Origin of the sequence: Stenotrophomonas sp. B2 (assembly GCF_014947095.1) — a bacterium.
Taxonomy (GTDB): Bacteria; Pseudomonadota; Gammaproteobacteria; order Xanthomonadales; family Xanthomonadaceae; genus Stenotrophomonas; species Stenotrophomonas maltophilia_P.
Genome location: NZ_JADCQA010000001.1, coordinates 121387 through 137516 on the forward strand (window position 1 = coordinate 121387; position 16130 = coordinate 137516).

Consider the following 16130-nt stretch of genomic DNA (forward strand, 5'->3'; position numbering starts at 1 on the left):
ACCGGCGCCCGGGACAGCCGCTCAGAAGGCGCTGGGGCGTGGTTCCGGCAGCGGCTCATCCACCAGCGGCCTGAGCTCCGCATCCAGCGCCACCCGTTCGTCGAACACGAAACAGCGCCCGTCGTAGCCCTCGCCGCCCACCTCTTCGAAGTAGCCGAGAATGCCGCCATCGAGCTGCAGCACGTTGTCCATGCCGTCATTGAGCATCCACAGTGCGGCCTTCTCGCAGCGGATGCCACCCGTGCAGAAGCTGACCACGGTGCTGTCCTTCAATGCGTCGCGGTGCGGCGCCAGGGCCTCCGGCAGATCGGTGAACTTGTGGATCGGCAGCACCAGCGCGTCCTTGAACGTGCCGTACTCCACCTCCTGCAGATTGCGGGTATCGAGCATCACCACCGGCTTTCCCGCATCGTCGTGGCCCTGCCGCAACCAACGCTGTACGGTGGCCGGATCGACCGCCGGCGCGCGTGGATAGGCCAGCGGCTGGCCGTCATCGCGGCGGAAACTGATGATCTCCGGCTTCACTCTGGCCTTGAGCCGCGCGAAGGGCTGATGCTCGCTGAAGCTGGTCTTGACCCGCATTCCGGCCAGACGCGGATCCTCACGCAGTGCCGCGTAGAAGCCCTCGATGGCGGCCGGGGCGCCCGCCAGGAACAGATTCAGGCCCTCGCCCGCCACCAGGATCGTGCCGCGCAGCCCAGCCGCTTCGGCACGCGCCAGCAGTTGGTCGCACAGAACCTCGGGGGCGTCGATGGCAGTGAAATGATAGGCGGCGGTATTGGCGATCATCCGCGCATTTTAGCGCCTGGCCGCCACCGGGTCAGGACCCGGGGTCGATGATCGGCGGCTGGAGCGCCCTACCCCCGCAGCAGCATGAACGGCAGCAGCACCAGGGCAGCAGCGCCCAGCATCGCCAGCAGTACCAGCACGACATACAGCGGCCGGCGCCGCAGCAGGCTGCCGAAGGTCTCGGCCGTGCCATCGCGCAGGGCCTGCTCACGCTCGGCCCGGATGCGTGGCGCGCGCTCGGCCTGGTACTCGGCCATCAATGCCTTGGCGCGCGCATGATCACCGTCCTCGCGCAGCCACAGCCCGCCATTGGAAATGCCCCAGGGGCTGGGCTCGGTGCGGTACCAGGCGATGCCGTGGCGATCCAGGAGGGTGCAGACGTCGGCATATTCGTCATCGCCGACATTGCGCAGATTGAGCAGGAGTTTGGCCATGGCGCCATGATACCCGGCGCCGATGCGCTACCCTTGCCGCCCTCGCCCTGCGCCCGACGGAGACGCCCGATGCGCCGACTGCTGCTTCCCCTGTTGCTGTCCCTTGCTGCTGCCGGCTGCTCGATGGAGCCGTCCGGCCCACCACCGGGAGGCACGCTGACCACCTTCGAGCGCATCGACACCCAGCCCGGTACCGGGGCCGAAGCGGTGGCGGGACGGAAGGTCACCGTGCACTACACCGGCTGGATCTACGACAACCGCACCGAGAGCAAGCATGGCAAGACATTCGACAGCTCGGTCGGACGCGGCCAGCCGTTCACCTTCGTGCTCGGTGCCGGCCAGGTCATCCGCGGCTGGGATGAAGGTGTGGCCGGCATGAAGGTCGGCGGCAAGCGCACCCTGATGATCCCCCCGGACCTGGGCTACGGCAGCCGTCGCGCCGGCCCGATCCCGCCGGGTTCCTCGCTGGTGTTCGATGTCGAGCTGCTCGATGTCCAACCCTGATCCACATGCACCGCGCCGCGTGGCCGTCGTCGGTGGCGGCCCGGCAGGGCTGTTCGCTGCCGAGCGCCTGCGCGCCGCCGGCCTGGAGGTGGACCTCTATGAAGCCAAGGGTTCCCCAGGTCGCAAGTTCCTGATCGCCGGCAAGGGCGGGCTCAACCTGACCCACTCCGATGAGCGCCCGCTGTTCGACAGCCGCTATCGCGAGCAGGCCGGTGAAGTCGGCGGATGGCTGGACGGGTTCGACGCGCAGGCACTGCGCGACTGGGCCGCCGATCTCGGCGTGGAGACCTATGTCGGCAGTTCGGGCCGCGTGTTCCCGGTCGATCGCAAGGCTGCGCCCCTGCTGCGCGGCTGGGTGCGCCGCTTGAAGGAGCAGGGCGTACGCCTGCACGTGAATCACCGCTGGTGCGGATGGGCCAGCGACGGCGCGCTGCGCTTCAACACCGAAGACGGCCACCTCGACGTGCACGCTGATGCCACCGTGCTGGCACTGGGCGGCGGCAGTTGGCCGCATCTCGGCAGCGACGGTGCCTGGGTGGCACCGCTGCAGGCGCGCGGCGTCGACATCGCGCCGTTGCAGGCCGCCAACTGCGGGTTCGATGTTGACTGGACGCCCCTGTTCGCCCAGCGCAATGCCGGTGCCCCCTTGAAGCCAGTGGTGGCGCACTGGATCGACCTGACAGGCCAACCACGGTCACTGCAGGGCGAATGCGTCGCCAGCGACTATGGCATCGAAGGCAGCCTGATCTACGCGCTGTCGGCCGACCTGCGCGAAACCATCAACCGCGAGGGGTGTGCGCCATTGTGGCTGGACCTGGCGCCGGGCCGCGATGAAGCACGCCTGCTGGCCGATCTGTCGCGCCCACGCAAGGGCCGCAGCTTCGGTGAACACCTGCGCCGCCAGGCCGGGGTGGACGCAGTGAAAGCGGCGCTCGTGTTCGAGCACCTCGGCAAGGACGCGGGCAACGATCTCGCTGCAGTCGCAGCGACGCTCAAGCGCCTGCCGCTGAAACTGCTGCGCCCGCGGCCGATGGCCGAGGTGATCAGCACAGCCGGAGGGGTAAGGCTGGACGCGCTCGATGCAGGGCTGATGCTGCGTGCCCTGCCCGGCGTGTTCTGCGCCGGCGAAATGCTGGACTGGGAAGCGCCGACCGGCGGCTACCTGCTGACGGCCTGCTTTGCCAGTGGCCAGCGCGCTGCCGAAGGCGTGATCCAGTGGTTGGCCACACGCTGAATTGCCTGCGGTAGCAGCGGGCGTGGCCCGGTGCTACCGGAAGCAGCGCCTCACCACGGCCTTCGCATGCGTACCGAGGCGAGTGGTACCCCGCTGGGATGGGGATAGATTTCCTCGCGTTCGCGGATGAAACCCTGCCGCTGATAGAAGGACACGGCATTGAGCGAGGCCGACAGCACCACGTCGCGCCCCGGATCGGCCAGCGCCAGCAGCCGCTGCATCAGCGCCTGGCCGATACCCTGTCCACCACGATCCGGATCGACGAACAGCGCATCCACCTCATTTCCATCGATATCAAGTACGCCAAAACCGAGCAGCTCGCCCTGCCCGCCTTCGGCCACCACGCATCCGCCCTGCGACAACAGCCGCGGATACTGCGCCGGCGGCGGCGACGCCGCCCAGGGTGCGATCACCTCCGGCGGATAGTGACTGCTGCAGGTCTCGCGCACGCACCGCGTGCGCAGGGCCCACAGCGGCGTGACATCGTCGATCGTACCGGTCCTGAACTGCATGCAACCTCCGTATGGGCCCTCATTACCGCGACTTGCTGGCCCTCAGCGCCTGGATCCGCGCCGGCGGCTGGAATGAATCACTGCGCGCGTCTGCCCAGAACGCATGGAACACCGCGTGATCCGGCACCCGCCGCAGCAGCTCTCCCGGCTCCAGATAGCGATACAGCGTCGCCAGCGAGCGGATCTCCACCGGCGACACGCGGCGCAGGATATGCTCCGGCCCCAGTTCGGCCGGATCATTCAGGCCGGCGGCACACAACAGCTCCTTCAGAGCATGCAGCGTGTGCTCGTGGTAGCTGTGCACGCGCGTGGCCTTGTCAGGCGCGTCGAGATGCTTCCAGCGCGCCGGGTCCTGGGTGGCGATGCCGGTCGGGCATTTGTCGGTGTGGCAGCTCAACGACTGGATGCACCCCAGTGCGAACATGAAGCCACGACCGGCATTGCACCAGTCCGCGCCGAGCGCGATGGTCCGGGCAATGTCGAATGCGCTGGTGATCTTGCCGGCCGCACCGATGCGGATGCGCTCGCGCAGGTCCAGCCCGACCAGGGTGTTGTGGACCAGCAGCAGCGCCTCGTGCATCGGCACGCCCACATGATCGACGAACTCGGCCGGTGCCGCGCCCGTGCCGCCCTCGGCGCCATCGACAACGATGAAGTCCGGCAACAGGCCGGTCTCCTGCATCGCCTTGGCGATGCCGAACCACTCCCAGGGATGGCCGATGGCCAGCTTGAAGCCGACCGGTTTGCCACCGGACAGTTCGCGCAGGCGGGCGACGAACTGCAGCAGTTCGACCGGCGTGGAAAACGCCGAGTGCCGCGACGGAGATACACAGTCAACCCCCATCGGCACGCCACGGGTCACGGAGATCTCGGCCGTCACCTTCGGCGCGGGCAATACGCCGCCATGACCGGGCTTGGCCCCCTGGGACAGCTTGATCTCGATCATCTTCACCTGGTCATGGGTGGCGTTGGCGACGAACCGCTCTTCGCTGAAACCGCCCTTCTCGTCGCGGCAACCGAAGTAGCCCGAGCCGATCTCCCAGACCAGATCGCCGCCCATCTCACGGTGGTACGGCGAGATCGAGCCTTCGCCCGTATCGTGATAGAAGCCGCCACGGCGTGCGCCTTCGTTGAGCGCGCGGATCGCGTTGGCCGACAGCGAGCCGAAGCTCATCGCCGAGATGTTGAACACACTGGCCGAATAGGGCTTGGCGCAGCCTGCGCCGATCAGCACACGGAAATCGTGCCGGGCGATGGTGGTCGGTGCCAGCGAATGGTTGATCCATTCGTAGTCCACCGCATATGCACTACGCAGCGTGCCGAACGGCACCGTATCCATCTCGTTCTTGGCACGCTGGTAGATCAGTGCACGCTGCTGGCGCGAGAAGGGCACGTCTTCCAGATCGCTCTGCACGAAATACTGGCGGATCTCCGGGCCGATCGATTCCAGCCCGTATCTGAAGTGCGCCATCACCGGATAGTTGCGGCGCAGGGTGCTGCGCTTCTGCAGCAGATCCCAGGTCCCCAGCGCCACCATCGCGGCGGTCAGACCGACGCCCCAGTACCAGGCAGGCCATATCGTGGCCAGCCACAGGCAGACGGGGAACATCAGGATGGCGAGCAGGTAGACGATATACCGGTGCATGGCGTTCCTTGGTTGCAACTGCAGCCGAGTCTACCGCGCCCGCCATCATCAACGCCTACAGGCGATCGTCGACCACGCTGCGCGGCCAGGCCGATTTCACGTCATACACCAGGCCGCCGGGCGCCAGCAGGCCGCGGATGCGGGCTTCATCCATCGCCTTGAAACTGGCATGCGCCACTGCCAATACGACCGCGTCGTAACAGCCGGCCTTCGGCTCGGCCAGCCACCGCACACCGGCATCGGCCAAGGCCACCGGGCCCACCCATGGATCGCTGACATCGACCTGGGCGCCTGCGTCTGCCAGGCGCTGCGCCAGCTCCAGCGCACGACTGTTGCGCAGATCGGGGCAGTCTTCCTTGAAGGTGACGCCCAGCACCAGCACGCGCGCCTGGGCCGCGGTCCGCCCGCGCTCGGCCAACATGGCCAGGACGCGCATGGCCACGTGCTCGCCGACACGGTTGTTGACCTGCCGCGCGGTGTGGATGAGGTCCGGGTGGTAACCCACACTTTCCGACTTGTGCAGCAGGTAGTAGGGATCCACGCCGATGCAGTGGCCACCGACCAGACCGGGACGGAACGGCAGGAAATTCCACTTGCTGCCCGCGGCGTCCAGCACGTCCTGGGTATCGATGCCGAGACGGTCGAAAATCAGCGCCAGCTCGTTGACCAGAGCGATGTTGACGTCGCGCTGGATGTTCTCGACCACCTTGGCCGCTTCGGCCACGCGCATCGATGGCGCCGGGAAGGTGCCTGCGTCGATGATGCGGCGGTACAGCCCATCGACCACCGACGCCACCTCCGGTGTCGAACCCGAGGTGATCTTGCGGATGTCCGCCAGGCGGCGCTGGCGGTCCCCCGGGCTGACCCGCTCCGGACTGTAGCCGCAGTAGAAATCTTCATTGAATCGCAGGCCCGAACCCTGCTCCAGCAAGGGCACGCAGACTTCCTCGGTCGTGCCGGGATAGACCGTGGACTCGTAGATCACTAGATCGCCGGCGCGCAGATGGCTGGCGATCAACCGCGTCGCCGAGCGCAGGGGTTCCAGATCGGGCTGCTCGTAGGCATCGATGGGCGTCGGCACGGTGACGATGTACACGTTGCACTCGTCCAGCCGCGCAGGGTCGCTGCTGTACTCCAGCTGGCGTGCAGCGGCGAGTTCCCCGGCCTCCATCTCCAGCGTGTGGTCCTGGCCCGCGCGCAGCTCGGCGATGCGTTCGGGGTCGATGTCGAAGCCGAGCGTCGGCTGTTCCCGGCCGAATGCCACCGCCAGTGGCAGGCCCACGTAACCCAGACCGATCACCGCGAACCGGGGCGCTTCCGCCGCCGACACCGGCACGCTCATCAATGCACCCGCCATGCCGGCAGCGGCGGATCGCCCACTGCCGCCGCTTCGGCCATCACGCTCATTCGCTGCCCACTCCGGGAAGTCTTCGCAAGAGGGCTACAGCGTAACGGTGTCAGGACCTTGTCGCCAAGGTCAGGAGCCCAGTGCGACCGCGGCAGGCTCCAGCTCGCCATCGGCCCCGGTCCAGGCCTGCAGCAGGTGCTCGAACCCCACGCTGCCCAGCGTCAACCCCGGCCACGCCTCACCGACGATCTGTGCCAGCAGCTCCGCCTCGATGCGTCGCGTCCCCATGTTCCAGCGGGGGAACGCCCGCTGCGGCACGGGCGCCCGGCACAGCACCTTCAACTGGGTATGGCTGCGGGCATTGAGGATGCGCGGGAACACCGAATCGATGCCATCCTGCGGACCTTCGAGATACTGCAGGAAGCGCGCACCGTCGAACATCAGCACCCCGGTGACGCCAGCCACGCGATTGAACGCCGTGGCATCGGCCAGCAGGCGGTCAAGATCGGATGTCCGCAGATCGGCGCGGGCATCGCTGACGTAGGCGATCGCGTAGAGCGACATCAGGTGGCTCCCCCCCCTGGGAACGATGGTCGGGACTATGGCATGAATGGGCGATACAGTTAAGCACGCCGTGCGATGCCCGGCCGCCGGTGCTGGAGCCCCCGCTGGGCTACAATCGGCGCCGCACTGCAGGCCCGGATGGCGAAACTGGTAGACGCATCGGACTTAAAATCCGCCGACCGCAAGGTCATGCCGGTTCGATTCCGGCTCCGGGCACCAGGGCTTTCGGGCAAATTGCGACACGCATTGCCGTGAACCTCCCAACCGCTCAGATCGCGCGCGAATAGCGCGGCTGCTCGTGCGCTGCACGCAGATGGGGATCGAAGCACATCGCCAGCAGGCGCAGAAGCGGCCGGCCGCGTTCGCTGGCACGGACCACGCCATCGCGATACTCGACCAGGCCATCGTCCTGCAGCCGTCGCACGGCGCACAGGTCCTCGGCGAAGTAGTCGTCGAACACGATGCCGTGGCGATCGCCGAGCGCGCGTCCATCGACCTCTCCCTGGCACATCAGCTGCTGGATCAGGTCTGCGCGCAGCTGATCGTCGGCGCTGAGCGCCACGCCGCGCCAGACCGGCAGCTGGCCCTGATCGACCGCACTCTCCCAGGACGGCAGGTCGCGTGGGTTCTGGCTGTAGGTCGCGCCGATATGACTGATCGCGCTGACGCCGAGGCCCAGCAGGTCGGTATCGGCATGGGTGGTGTAGCCCATGAAGTTGCGATGCAGCTGGCCAGCGCGCTGGGCGCGCGAAAGATCCTCTTCCGGCAGCGCGAAATGATCCATGCCGATGTACTGGTAGCCCGCTGCCGACAGCTGCTGCACGGCAAGTCCCAGCAACGCAAGCTTGTCTTCCGGGGAGGGCAGCGCGCGCTCGTCGATCTGCCGCTGCGCGCGGAACAGATGCGGAAGATGCGCGTAGCCATACACCGCCAGCCGGTCCGGCCGCAGCGCCAGCACCTGCTCGAGGGTGCGGCCGAATCCTTCCTGGCTTTGTCCTGGCAGCCCGTAGATGAGATCCACGTTGACCGAGCGCATGCCGCTGTCACGACAGGCACGCAGGATGTCCAGGGTCTGCTGAACACCCTGCACACGGTTGATCGACGTCTGGACCGAGGGATCGAAGTCCTGCACGCCCAGGCTGGCGCGATTGAAGCCCAGCCGTGCCAGGATCGCCACGTCACGCGTTTCGATGAAACGTGGATCAAGCTCGATCGAGAAATCGCGCTCGGCCGAGCAGCTGAAGTCAAAACGCCGGCGAAGGCCGTCGATCAGCGTGGTCATCGCCTCGGCGTCCAGGAAATTCGGGGTTCCGCCTCCCAGGTGCAGCTGGATCACCTCACGGCCCTTCTGGAACTGCGGCGCCAGCAGATCGGCCTCGGCCAGGACCCGTGAGACGTAGCTGTGGCCACGGCTTCGATCACGGGTGATCACCCGGTTGCAGCCGCAGTAGAAGCACGGGCTGGAGCAGAACGGGACATGCACGTACAGCGACAGCGCGCGCGCCAGCACGTCGCTGTCCGCGATCGCCTGGCGCAGTGCGGGCGCGCCGAAACCATCGTGGAAGTGCGGAGCGGTCGGATACGAGGTGTAGCGCGGTCCGGGCCGGTCATGCCGGCGCAGCAGATCGGGGTCGAAGGTCCAGGCCAGGCCGCCGGCAGCGGGAGAGAACGTGTCCATGCCGCCAGCATCGCGCCGGACAGTCAGTGCCGCCTTGACCCAGATCAATCCCGCGCAGGAACGCCCAGCACCGGCAGCGCCACCTGCGGCCAGCGCAGCATCTGGTACCGGCGCCAGAACGTTTCCGCAATGCGCGCGGCCACATCATCGGCCAACGCCTGCATCGGTGGATTGCCGCATTCGGCGGTGGTGCGCCGGAACAGCGCGAGCCAGCGGTCGAACAGGTCCTTGTCCAGGGCGATGGCCATGTGCTTGGACATGGGCGATCCCTTGAAGCGACGCGTTCCCCTGAGCATTGCGGACCAGAAATCCACCAGTTGCGCCAGATGCACGGGCCAATCGTGCACATGCGCGTCGAACACGGGGCCCAGACGCTCCTCCTCACGCACGCGTGCATAGAAGTCGTGGACCAGACGGGTCACGTCCTCTTCGGTACACAGCGCGGGCGAGGCGACAGGAGGGACGAGTGATGGCGTAGCGTTCATCAGAGGCACCAGGCGATTGCCGGCAGAGTGCGCCAACCGGCCGGCACCGCCGTTGATCCAGATCAATGTCGGCGCGCGTGTGCGCGCCTAGGCTGACATGCCTGCAGGAAACATGCCCTGCGGATGCTGCGCCAGCCATGGCGGAGTATACGCGCCGCCCCCTTCCCGACCCGCGACCGCATGAATACACCCACTTCGTCCCCGCGTCAGCGCCTGATCCAGCATTGGGGCGCCATCCTCTGGCCCAGTTTCATCGCCGCCGGGCTGGCCAGCGTGGTGTTCTTCGCTTTCGTCGACCCGTTGCGCCTTCAGGCCATCAGTTTTCCGGGCACGGCGATCAGTCGCGAACTCGGCTACACGGTCGGCTTCTTCATGTTCTGGGCGGTGACGGCGCTGTCCAGCGCGATCACCGGATATCTGCTGCGGCCGATGCCGGCAGACGCAGATGATGAGCTGCCTCTGGGATGAACGCACTAAGGCCCCCTTCCCCACCGTGGCGATGGCGTGGCGCACTGCGGCTCGGTGTGCTGGTTGGCTTCCTTGGGCTGCCCTGGTTGCGCTGGGACGGCCGCCAGGCGCTGCTGCTGGACCTGGACGCACGTCGCTTCGACCTGTTCGGCTGGACCCTGTGGCCCGACGACGTTGGCCTGCTGCTGGGCCTGCTGCTGGCGCTGACGATGGCACTGGCGCTGTTGACCCACCTCGCCGGCCGCATCTGGTGTGGCCATGCCTGCCCGCAGACGGTGTGGAGCTACGCCTTCAGCCTGATCGACAGCTTTCTTGCCCAACGCCTGCCACGCGCCCTGGCGCGTCCTGCCACGCAGGCCGCATGGTTACTGCTGTCGCTATGGACCGGCATCACCTTCGTGGGATTGTTCAGCCCGATCACCGGCCTCGTCACCGCCAGTGTCCAGGGCGGCTGGAGTGGCTGGGAAACCTTCTGGGTGCTGTTCTACGCGGCAGCCACATGGGGCAACGCCGGCTTCCTGCGGGAGCAGGTCTGCCGTTCGCTGTGCCCCTTCGCGCGCGCGCAGCCATTGCTGGTCGACCCCCAGACCCCCCGGATGCTGTATGACGCGCGCCGCGGCGAACCCCGCGGGCCCCGGCCCGCTGGCCTTGGCGGCGTGATCGGCCGCGGTCGCGGCCTGCTCGATCCGACCTCCGCGCAGGACTACGTGTTCCGCGCCGCGCACCCATGGCTGGCCGGCCCCATGCCGACCTTCAGCGCCGACCGCCTCGGCGACTGCACCGATTGCGCGGCCTGTCTCCACGCCTGCCCGATGCAGCTCGACATCCGCCAGGGCCCGCAGGCCGACTGCCTGGCGTGCGGCGCCTGCCTGGATGCCTGCGAGCAGCAACAGTCCCGGGCCGGTTTCGGTCCGGGACTGATCCGCTACTGCAGCCCGCAGACGATGGCAGGGCAGCCGCGGCGCGGGTGGCGACCGCGGACCGTGGTTCTGGCATCGTTGCTGCTGGTGCTGCTGAGCGCTGGCGCCTGGCACCTGCTCTGAATCAGCGCGGAATCAGCGCGACCCGTTGGCGTGCGGAGGCACCAGCTGGGCACGCCGTACGATTCCGAGCTGCTCGATGATCAGCGCCATTTCATTGGTCACTTCCGTGCGCTCGGTCCCCTGCGGGACAAGCCGGTCCAGCACCTGCTGGTACGTGTCCCAGAAGGCAGGGCCGCATCCGTGTTTGTGATAGCTGGCTTCCAGTTCGCGGCGTACCCGTTCAGCCAAGCCATGCATGCCGTATTCCATACGACCTCCGTTGGACTTGTCCTGCATCGTTGACGGTCTACCGACTCACTTGCGTGCTGAAAGACTCCCGGGCTTCACGACCGGTTGACCTCAATTAGTCACAGATTTCACGACAGGTCAATTACATGCGGCGACTTTTTCGATTGAAATTATTAATCGTTCACATAACGGTCTGTGATCGGCACAGGCAAAAGAAGGGGCCGATCCCGACGCCGTGGTGCGTCCGTCGCCAGGGCAGCCTCGCCGCGCGATCAATCGCAACGCGGGTTTCGATCAATTTTCCCTATATTGATAAGCATGCTTAACACATACCGCAAAGCGTGCTAAATACGACATTTGCAGACGCAACCTAGCTTGATTCGTCTTCAGAGGCCTCAGCCCAGGGGAACAGGTCGGGATGGCGCTGGTGGAGGATGAACTGTCGCAATGGAGGAATGGGCGCTTCCTGGGGCCATTGCGACACAGCGGATCGCGTTATGCCAAAGAACTGCGCCAGCTCGGCGTCGGTCTGGAATCCCAGGCGCGTGCGCACCTGCCGTTTGCTCCAGAAATCGGTCATGGTCGGTCCTGTCGTTAACCAGACTTATTCTTGCGGCAAGGATTCTTTCGCTTCCACGCGTTAAGCTGGCTTGCATAGATGAATACTCTCGGCCAACGACTCGCCATTGCCATGAAGAAAGCCGGGCACCCACGCCCGGCCGATCTGGCCCGCGCCGCCGCTTCAACGACGGCGACCATCAGCAACTGGCTCAACGACCACGTCAGCCCCTCACATGTGAAGGCCGAACAGCTGTTCCGGATCGCCGACGCAGCCAAGCTGGATGCACGCGAACTGCTGTACGGCATCCATGGGCGGGGCGTCGGCGAACGCACCAGCTATTACATGCCCAGCGAAGCGCACCTGGATGTCTGGCAGGATGCCTATGAACTGGTAAGCGTGCTGGTCGCCGAGAAGGGCCTGGAGATCGACCACCGGCGCCACGCGGCACTGGATCTGCTGGCATTCGAACTGTTGATGGATGGCGTCAGCCGCAGCAGGGTGGCGCGCGTGGTGATGACCTCCCTGCCCTGACCGGGTCGGCGCTGGTAGCATGGGGACCGATGGGGATGGGGCTCCCCCGATAACCGCCAGGCATGGCTGATGGCTCCTGCTGTGACGAACCGGGCGTTCGTCGATGGCAGGCCGTGCCCGCCATCGCGTTCGCCTCCGCATCTGCGAACACGTACTCGAGGCCCGCCATGCAAGCACTGAACAATTACGTCCTGGTCTTCCTGGGAGGCGGCGCCGGCGCCTGCCTGCGCCATGCCTGCAACCTGATCGGCACGCGGTTCGCCGTCGGCAGTCCATGGCCCTGGTCCACCTTCCTGGTCAACATCAGCGGCGCCCTGCTGATGGGGGCGGTCGTCGAGGCCTTCGCCCTGCGCAACGGCGCATCGCCGCAGCTGCGGCTGCTGCTGACCACGGGCATCCTGGGCGGCTACACCACCTTCTCCACCTATTCGCTGGAGATCGGCCTGCTGCTGCAACGGGGGCAGCACGGACTGGCCGCGCTGTATGCAGGGGGATCGATCGCACTGGGACTGGCCGGCCTGTTCGTGGGCATGAAGCTGGCCCGCCTCGCGCTGGGCTGAACGCTCAGGCCGCGGAGGTCCGCACCCGCCCCCGCCACTGCCGGGGCGATTGCCCGGTGTGCGCCTTGAACGCACGCGAAAGCGCCGCTTCACTGCCGTAGCCCACCTCGTCGGCAATCCGTTTCAGCGGTCGGCCCTGGCGCAGGGCCTGCTGCGCCAGGCCTACGCGCCAGCCCTGCAGGTACTGGCCGGGGGTGGTGCCCATCGCCTCACGGAAGCTCGCCGCGAATACGCTGCGCGACATTCCTGCGACGTCGGCAAGGTCTTCCAGCGTCCATGCCTGCGACGGCGCCTCGTGCATCGCGACCAATGCCAGGCGCAGGCGCGGATGACCGAGGCCAGCAAACAGACCGCCGCGCATCTCACCGCCTTCCATCAGCTGCCGCAGCACCTGGATCATCACCACCTCGAACAGACGATTGACCATTGCCGCACGGCCACAACGCTGCTCGAACGCCTCCTCGAACAGCATTTCCAGCACCGCATCGCTGCCGTGCAGGTCCGCCAGTGGCAGGCAGATGAAATCAGGCAATGCGGCACTGATCGGATTGAGCCGGCCGCCTTCGAAATGCAGGTTGGCGCAGGCCATGTCGGCACCGAGGTGCGGGTCGGTCTGGAAACGGTGGGGCATCGGCCTCGGGTACAGCAGCAGGCTGGGCACCTCGACCTGCACGGTCTGTTGTCCATGGCTGACCTGCACCGGTCCACGCCGTACCAGATGCAGCTGGCCGGCTTCGTCCTCCCCCTCCAGGCTGTTGATGCCGCACAGTGCACCGGCGTGGAAGACCGACGCAGTGACCGCGAAACGCTCAAGCAGGACGGCGAGGCGATCCACCATGTCGGACTCCAGGGCAAGCAGAAGGGGGAGGAACCCGCAGATCGTATCGAATTCGGCGTCATTGCGTGCGGCGCTGGCCGCCGGCGCTGCGCGGCGCTATACAGGGGCCACCGTCCCGCGCATGGAGCCCACGATGTCGAACCGGATCGCCCGCGCCGTTTTGCCTCTGCTGCTTTTCGCCGCCCATGCGCACGCCGCTGCAACCGCAGACATTGAACAGCTCGGCTGGCTCTCCGGCTGCTGGCAGCTGGACGGGCAGCCACCTGGAGCCGGTGAGCAGTGGTCCACCGTGGCCGGCGGAACGATGTTCGGCAGCAGCCGCAGCCTGCGCGACGGGCGCACCGTGGGTTTCGAGTTCATGCAGCTGCGCCAGCACGACGATGGGCGGCTGGTGTTCACGGCGCTGCCCTCCGGGCGCAACGCTACTGATTTCAGTGCCGTCCGGGTGGAGGCCGACGAGGTCGTCTTCGAGAATCCGGCCAATGATTTCCCGCAACGGATCACCTATCGCCGCGTCACTGGGCAGCGCCTGCACGCACGTATCGAGATCGCACAGGACGATCCGGCACAGGCCATGGATTTTCCGATGCACCGCGTCGCCTGCGGCGGGCCGGTGATGGCCCCCTGACCTGACGCATTGCAGCGGGCACGGCACCGCGGCCGGTTCTATGCTCGGCGTATCACCTGCCCGGATGAACACGATGCGTGCCCTTCTCCGACTGACCCTGGCACTGGCCCTGGCGCTGCCTTCCATGCCGCTGCTCGCGGCGCCGCCCGCCCCGCCACGCATGCTCAGTGGCGAGCTGCAGGGTGCGCCGTGGCGCCTGGACATCCCTGCGGACTGGAACGGCGATCTGGTGATGCTGGCGCACGGTTACGAGCCGGTGGGCACGCCACGCGAATCGCCGATGGCCGCCAACGAGGCAACCGCACCTCTGCTGGCGGCCGGCTACGCGGTCGCACAGAGCGCCTACGCGAGCCAGGGGTGGGCGGTGGCCGATGCCATCAACGATGTGGAACGCCTGCGTCAGCACACGCTGGCCGGTTTGAAGGGTGTGCGCAATACCTGGCTGCTCGGTTTTTCGATGGGCGGTGCGGTGACCGTGGCCAGTCTCGAACGGCATCCGGCCCACTACGCCGGTGGTGTTTCGCTATGCGGCGCCAACCTGTCAGGCGAGCAGCTGGCCGGCGACCTGCTCACCACCGTGGTCGCGTTCGACTACTTCTTCCCGCATGCCGAAGGACTGCCTGCTGCTGGCCTGGCATCCAGCGAAGCCGCTTCGGTACCACAGGGCGAGCTGTACCAAGGCATCGTCAACGCCCTGCAACGCGCGCCGCACTCCGCTGCACTGCTGGCCGCACAACTGCAGGTCGCATCCGATGCGCTGCCCGGAACGATCAGCCTGCACGCGCTGGTCCTGCACGAACTGGCCACGCGCAGTGGCGGCATGCCAGTCGGCAACATCGGCGTCGTCTATCGTGGATTCGGCGATGACGTTGCGTTCAATGCAGGGGTGCAGCGCATCGCCGCCGTTCCCGCAGCACAGGCGCGTGTGCGCGAAACACTCGGATTGACCGGCGCGCTGAAGCGGCCGCTGGTGATCCAGTTCAACAACGACGATCCCACCATCGCACCGCGCATGCAGGAACGCTATCCGCAACTGGCCGCGCACGCGGGTGCGACGCCGTTGCCGCGCGTACTGCCCGCAGCAGGCACGGGCCACTGTGGCTTCTCCGGAGAACAGGTGGTCGCGGCCCTGAAGGCTGCCGCGATGCGCTAGCCGCCCAGCGTGCCCATGGTGAAGGTGTAGCCGCTGCTCATCAGGAACTCACGCATGCGCATCTCGGCACGACGCGGCGATGCCAGGTTGGCAGGCCCGTACAGCGCGTAGACCACACCTGCCCCCTCGATGGCCTCGCGCCGGACCCCGCAGTGGCGGGTTTCCGAAGCGGTGCTCCAGCCATCGCGCAGGCGCTCCGGTCCGATCGATTGTCCGTTCATCAGCCGGAATGTCAGCCAGCGTACTTCCGTTGTGGGTTTGCTCATTGCCGATCCACCGCCTGTCCGCCACGCGCCATAGTCTCCCTGCCTGCCATTGCCGCGCCCGAAGGCCTCTGCACTGACCATACCCCCTTCCCATGTCGTAGGCGGCTGAGACTGGGACGTCAGGCACGTTTGGCAGCGCAGGATGACGGCGCAAAAAAAAAAGCCCTGACCGAAGTCAGGGCTTTTCAATTGGAGGCCTCAAGCGGAATCGAACCGCTGTAAACGGATTTGCAATCCGGTGCATAGCCACTCTGCCATGAGGCCAACGTACTGCGCGCCAGGAATGGAGCCCCTGACATGACAAAACCCCGCGATGGGGCCTGTCGGAACATGGAGCGGGAAACGAGACTCGAACTCGCGACCTCAACCTTGGCAAGGTTGCGCTCTACCAACTGAGCTATTCCCGCATAGGCTGTCATGATACCGGAAGCCCGGAACTCACACCAGCGATTTCATACCTGATTTCACTTTTCTGACTGCGCGAAAAGCCTTGTGGCTCAACGGGCCCCGCCTTGCCAAGTGCGGGAGAAAAACAAGGCCCCAACCGGGGCCCTGTAGAATCTGGAGCGGGAAACGAGACTCGAACTCGCGACCTCAACCTTGGCAAGGTTGCGCTCTACCAACTGAGCTATTCCCGCAGATTCTTCGACCTGCGTCGAA

At 66.5% G+C, this 16130-nt stretch carries 20 protein-coding genes, 4 tRNA genes and 1 riboswitch; of the genes, 9 read left to right on the forward strand and 15 right to left on the reverse strand.

All coding sequences use genetic code 11. The annotated features are described in order from the left end of the window. Window positions 1-21: 21 nt before the first annotated feature. Together IMX13_RS00625 and IMX13_RS00630 are read right to left on the reverse strand one after the other, a co-directional pair. A complete protein-coding gene (locus IMX13_RS00625) occupies window positions 22-789 on the reverse strand; it encodes a sulfurtransferase (RefSeq protein WP_053519805.1) in 768 nt (255 codons plus the stop codon). Between the two features lie 68 nt (window positions 790-857). Next, a complete protein-coding gene (locus tag IMX13_RS00630) occupies window positions 858-1223 on the reverse strand; it encodes a DUF6164 family protein (protein WP_053519804.1) in 366 nt (121 codons plus the stop codon). A 69-nt stretch (window positions 1224-1292) separates the two neighbouring features. Between IMX13_RS00630 and IMX13_RS00635 the strand changes: the two genes are divergently transcribed. Beyond that, a complete protein-coding gene (locus IMX13_RS00635) occupies window positions 1293-1727 on the forward strand; it encodes an FKBP-type peptidyl-prolyl cis-trans isomerase (protein WP_053519803.1) in 435 nt (144 codons plus the stop codon). Next, window positions 1714-2961, forward strand: a complete 1248-nt coding sequence (locus IMX13_RS00640; RefSeq protein ID WP_193395541.1) for a TIGR03862 family flavoprotein — start codon at window positions 1714-1716, stop codon at window positions 2959-2961. The genes IMX13_RS00635 and IMX13_RS00640 overlap by 14 nt, the downstream gene beginning before the upstream one ends. A gap of 50 nt (window positions 2962-3011) precedes the next feature. Here IMX13_RS00640 and IMX13_RS00645 read toward each other — a convergent pair whose 3' ends face one another. The 4 genes from IMX13_RS00645 to IMX13_RS00660 form a co-directional block, all read right to left on the reverse strand. After that, the gene (locus IMX13_RS00645) at window positions 3012-3473 is read right to left on the reverse strand and encodes a GNAT family N-acetyltransferase (protein ID WP_193395542.1); all 462 of its coding nucleotides are present in this window, start codon (window positions 3471-3473) and stop codon (window positions 3012-3014) included. A 22-nt stretch (window positions 3474-3495) separates the two neighbouring features. Then, window positions 3496-5118 carry an FMN-binding glutamate synthase family protein gene (locus IMX13_RS00650; RefSeq protein WP_053519800.1) on the reverse strand — a complete coding sequence of 541 codons (1623 nt, stop codon included), beginning with the start codon at window positions 5116-5118 and terminating at the stop codon, window positions 3496-3498. A gap of 55 nt (window positions 5119-5173) precedes the next feature. Further along, window positions 5174-6460 (reverse strand): nucleotide sugar dehydrogenase, encoded by a 1287-nt coding sequence (locus IMX13_RS00655; RefSeq protein ID WP_193395543.1) that lies wholly within the window; start codon window positions 6458-6460, stop codon window positions 5174-5176. A gap of 135 nt (window positions 6461-6595) precedes the next feature. Next, complete coding sequence (locus IMX13_RS00660) at window positions 6596-7030, reverse strand: BLUF domain-containing protein (RefSeq protein ID WP_053519798.1); 435 nt, start codon at window positions 7028-7030, stop codon at window positions 6596-6598. Between the two features lie 132 nt (window positions 7031-7162). On the opposite strand from IMX13_RS00660, the gene IMX13_RS00665 reads away from it, so the two are divergent. Beyond that, window positions 7163-7249: transfer RNA gene (locus IMX13_RS00665), tRNA-Leu, on the forward strand. 49 nt (window positions 7250-7298) lie between these two features. Here IMX13_RS00665 and hemN read toward each other — a convergent pair. Beyond that, window positions 7299-8708, reverse strand: coding sequence for an oxygen-independent coproporphyrinogen III oxidase (hemN, locus tag IMX13_RS00670; RefSeq protein ID WP_193395544.1), 1410 nt, complete (start codon window positions 8706-8708; stop codon window positions 7299-7301). Window positions 8709-8752: 44 nt separating this feature from the next. Further along, window positions 8753-9193 carry a group III truncated hemoglobin gene (locus tag IMX13_RS00675; RefSeq protein ID WP_193395545.1) on the reverse strand — a complete coding sequence of 147 codons (441 nt, stop codon included), beginning with the start codon at window positions 9191-9193 and terminating at the stop codon, window positions 8753-8755. A 180-nt stretch (window positions 9194-9373) separates the two neighbouring features. Between IMX13_RS00675 and IMX13_RS00680 the strand changes: the two genes are divergently transcribed. Both IMX13_RS00680 and IMX13_RS00685 read left to right on the forward strand, forming a co-directional pair. Continuing rightward, window positions 9374-9661 carry a hypothetical protein gene (locus IMX13_RS00680; protein WP_053520310.1) on the forward strand — a complete coding sequence of 96 codons (288 nt, stop codon included), beginning with the start codon at window positions 9374-9376 and terminating at the stop codon, window positions 9659-9661. Continuing rightward, window positions 9658-10704, forward strand: coding sequence for a 4Fe-4S dicluster domain-containing protein (locus IMX13_RS00685; RefSeq protein WP_193395546.1), 1047 nt, complete (start codon window positions 9658-9660; stop codon window positions 10702-10704). Before IMX13_RS00680 ends, IMX13_RS00685 begins: the two co-directional genes overlap by 4 nt. Window positions 10705-10716: 12 nt before the next feature. Here the strand turns inward: IMX13_RS00685 and IMX13_RS00690 are convergent, their stop codons facing one another. Together IMX13_RS00690 and IMX13_RS00695 are read right to left on the reverse strand one after the other, a co-directional pair. Then, window positions 10717-10953 (reverse strand): hypothetical protein, encoded by a 237-nt coding sequence (locus IMX13_RS00690; RefSeq protein ID WP_019337197.1) that lies wholly within the window; start codon window positions 10951-10953, stop codon window positions 10717-10719. Window positions 10954-11302: 349 nt separating this feature from the next. Beyond that, window positions 11303-11512, reverse strand: a complete 210-nt coding sequence (locus IMX13_RS00695; protein ID WP_053520301.1) for a hypothetical protein — start codon at window positions 11510-11512, stop codon at window positions 11303-11305. 111 nt (window positions 11513-11623) lie between these two features. Here IMX13_RS00695 and IMX13_RS00700 point away from each other — a divergent pair, with 111 nt between their 5' ends. Further along, window positions 11624-12025, forward strand: a complete 402-nt coding sequence (locus IMX13_RS00700) for a hypothetical protein (RefSeq protein ID WP_053520302.1) — start codon at window positions 11624-11626, stop codon at window positions 12023-12025. Window positions 12026-12047: 22 nt separating this feature from the next. Continuing rightward, window positions 12048-12111, forward strand: a riboswitch (Fluoride riboswitch). 81 nt (window positions 12112-12192) lie between these two features. Beyond that, window positions 12193-12585 (forward strand): fluoride efflux transporter CrcB, encoded by a 393-nt coding sequence (gene crcB, locus IMX13_RS00705; RefSeq protein ID WP_053520303.1) that lies wholly within the window; start codon window positions 12193-12195, stop codon window positions 12583-12585. A gap of 4 nt (window positions 12586-12589) precedes the next feature. Here crcB and IMX13_RS00710 read toward each other — a convergent pair whose 3' ends face one another. Continuing rightward, on the reverse strand, window positions 12590-13423 hold the full coding sequence (locus IMX13_RS00710) for an AraC family transcriptional regulator (RefSeq protein WP_193395547.1): 834 nt from the start codon (window positions 13421-13423) through the stop codon (window positions 12590-12592). 133 nt (window positions 13424-13556) lie between these two features. On the opposite strand from IMX13_RS00710, the gene IMX13_RS00715 reads away from it, so the two are divergent. Together IMX13_RS00715 and IMX13_RS00720 are read left to right on the forward strand one after the other, a co-directional pair. Next, the gene (locus IMX13_RS00715; protein ID WP_193395548.1) at window positions 13557-14051 is read left to right on the forward strand and encodes a DUF6265 family protein; all 495 of its coding nucleotides are present in this window, start codon (window positions 13557-13559) and stop codon (window positions 14049-14051) included. A 73-nt stretch (window positions 14052-14124) separates the two neighbouring features. After that, window positions 14125-15204 (forward strand): hypothetical protein, encoded by a 1080-nt coding sequence (locus IMX13_RS00720; RefSeq protein ID WP_193395549.1) that lies wholly within the window; start codon window positions 14125-14127, stop codon window positions 15202-15204. On the opposite strand, the gene IMX13_RS00725 is transcribed toward IMX13_RS00720, so the two are convergent. From IMX13_RS00725 to IMX13_RS00740, 4 genes are all read right to left on the reverse strand, one after another. Then, complete coding sequence (locus IMX13_RS00725) at window positions 15201-15470, reverse strand: hypothetical protein (protein ID WP_053520307.1); 270 nt, start codon at window positions 15468-15470, stop codon at window positions 15201-15203. The genes IMX13_RS00720 and IMX13_RS00725 overlap by 4 nt on opposite strands. 190 nt (window positions 15471-15660) lie before the next feature. Beyond that, window positions 15661-15734, reverse strand: a tRNA-Cys gene (locus IMX13_RS00730). Between the two features lie 67 nt (window positions 15735-15801). Continuing rightward, window positions 15802-15877, reverse strand: a tRNA-Gly gene (locus IMX13_RS00735). A 155-nt stretch (window positions 15878-16032) separates the two neighbouring features. Beyond that, window positions 16033-16108 (reverse strand) — tRNA-Gly (locus tag IMX13_RS00740). Window positions 16109-16130: the final 22 nt, after the last annotated feature.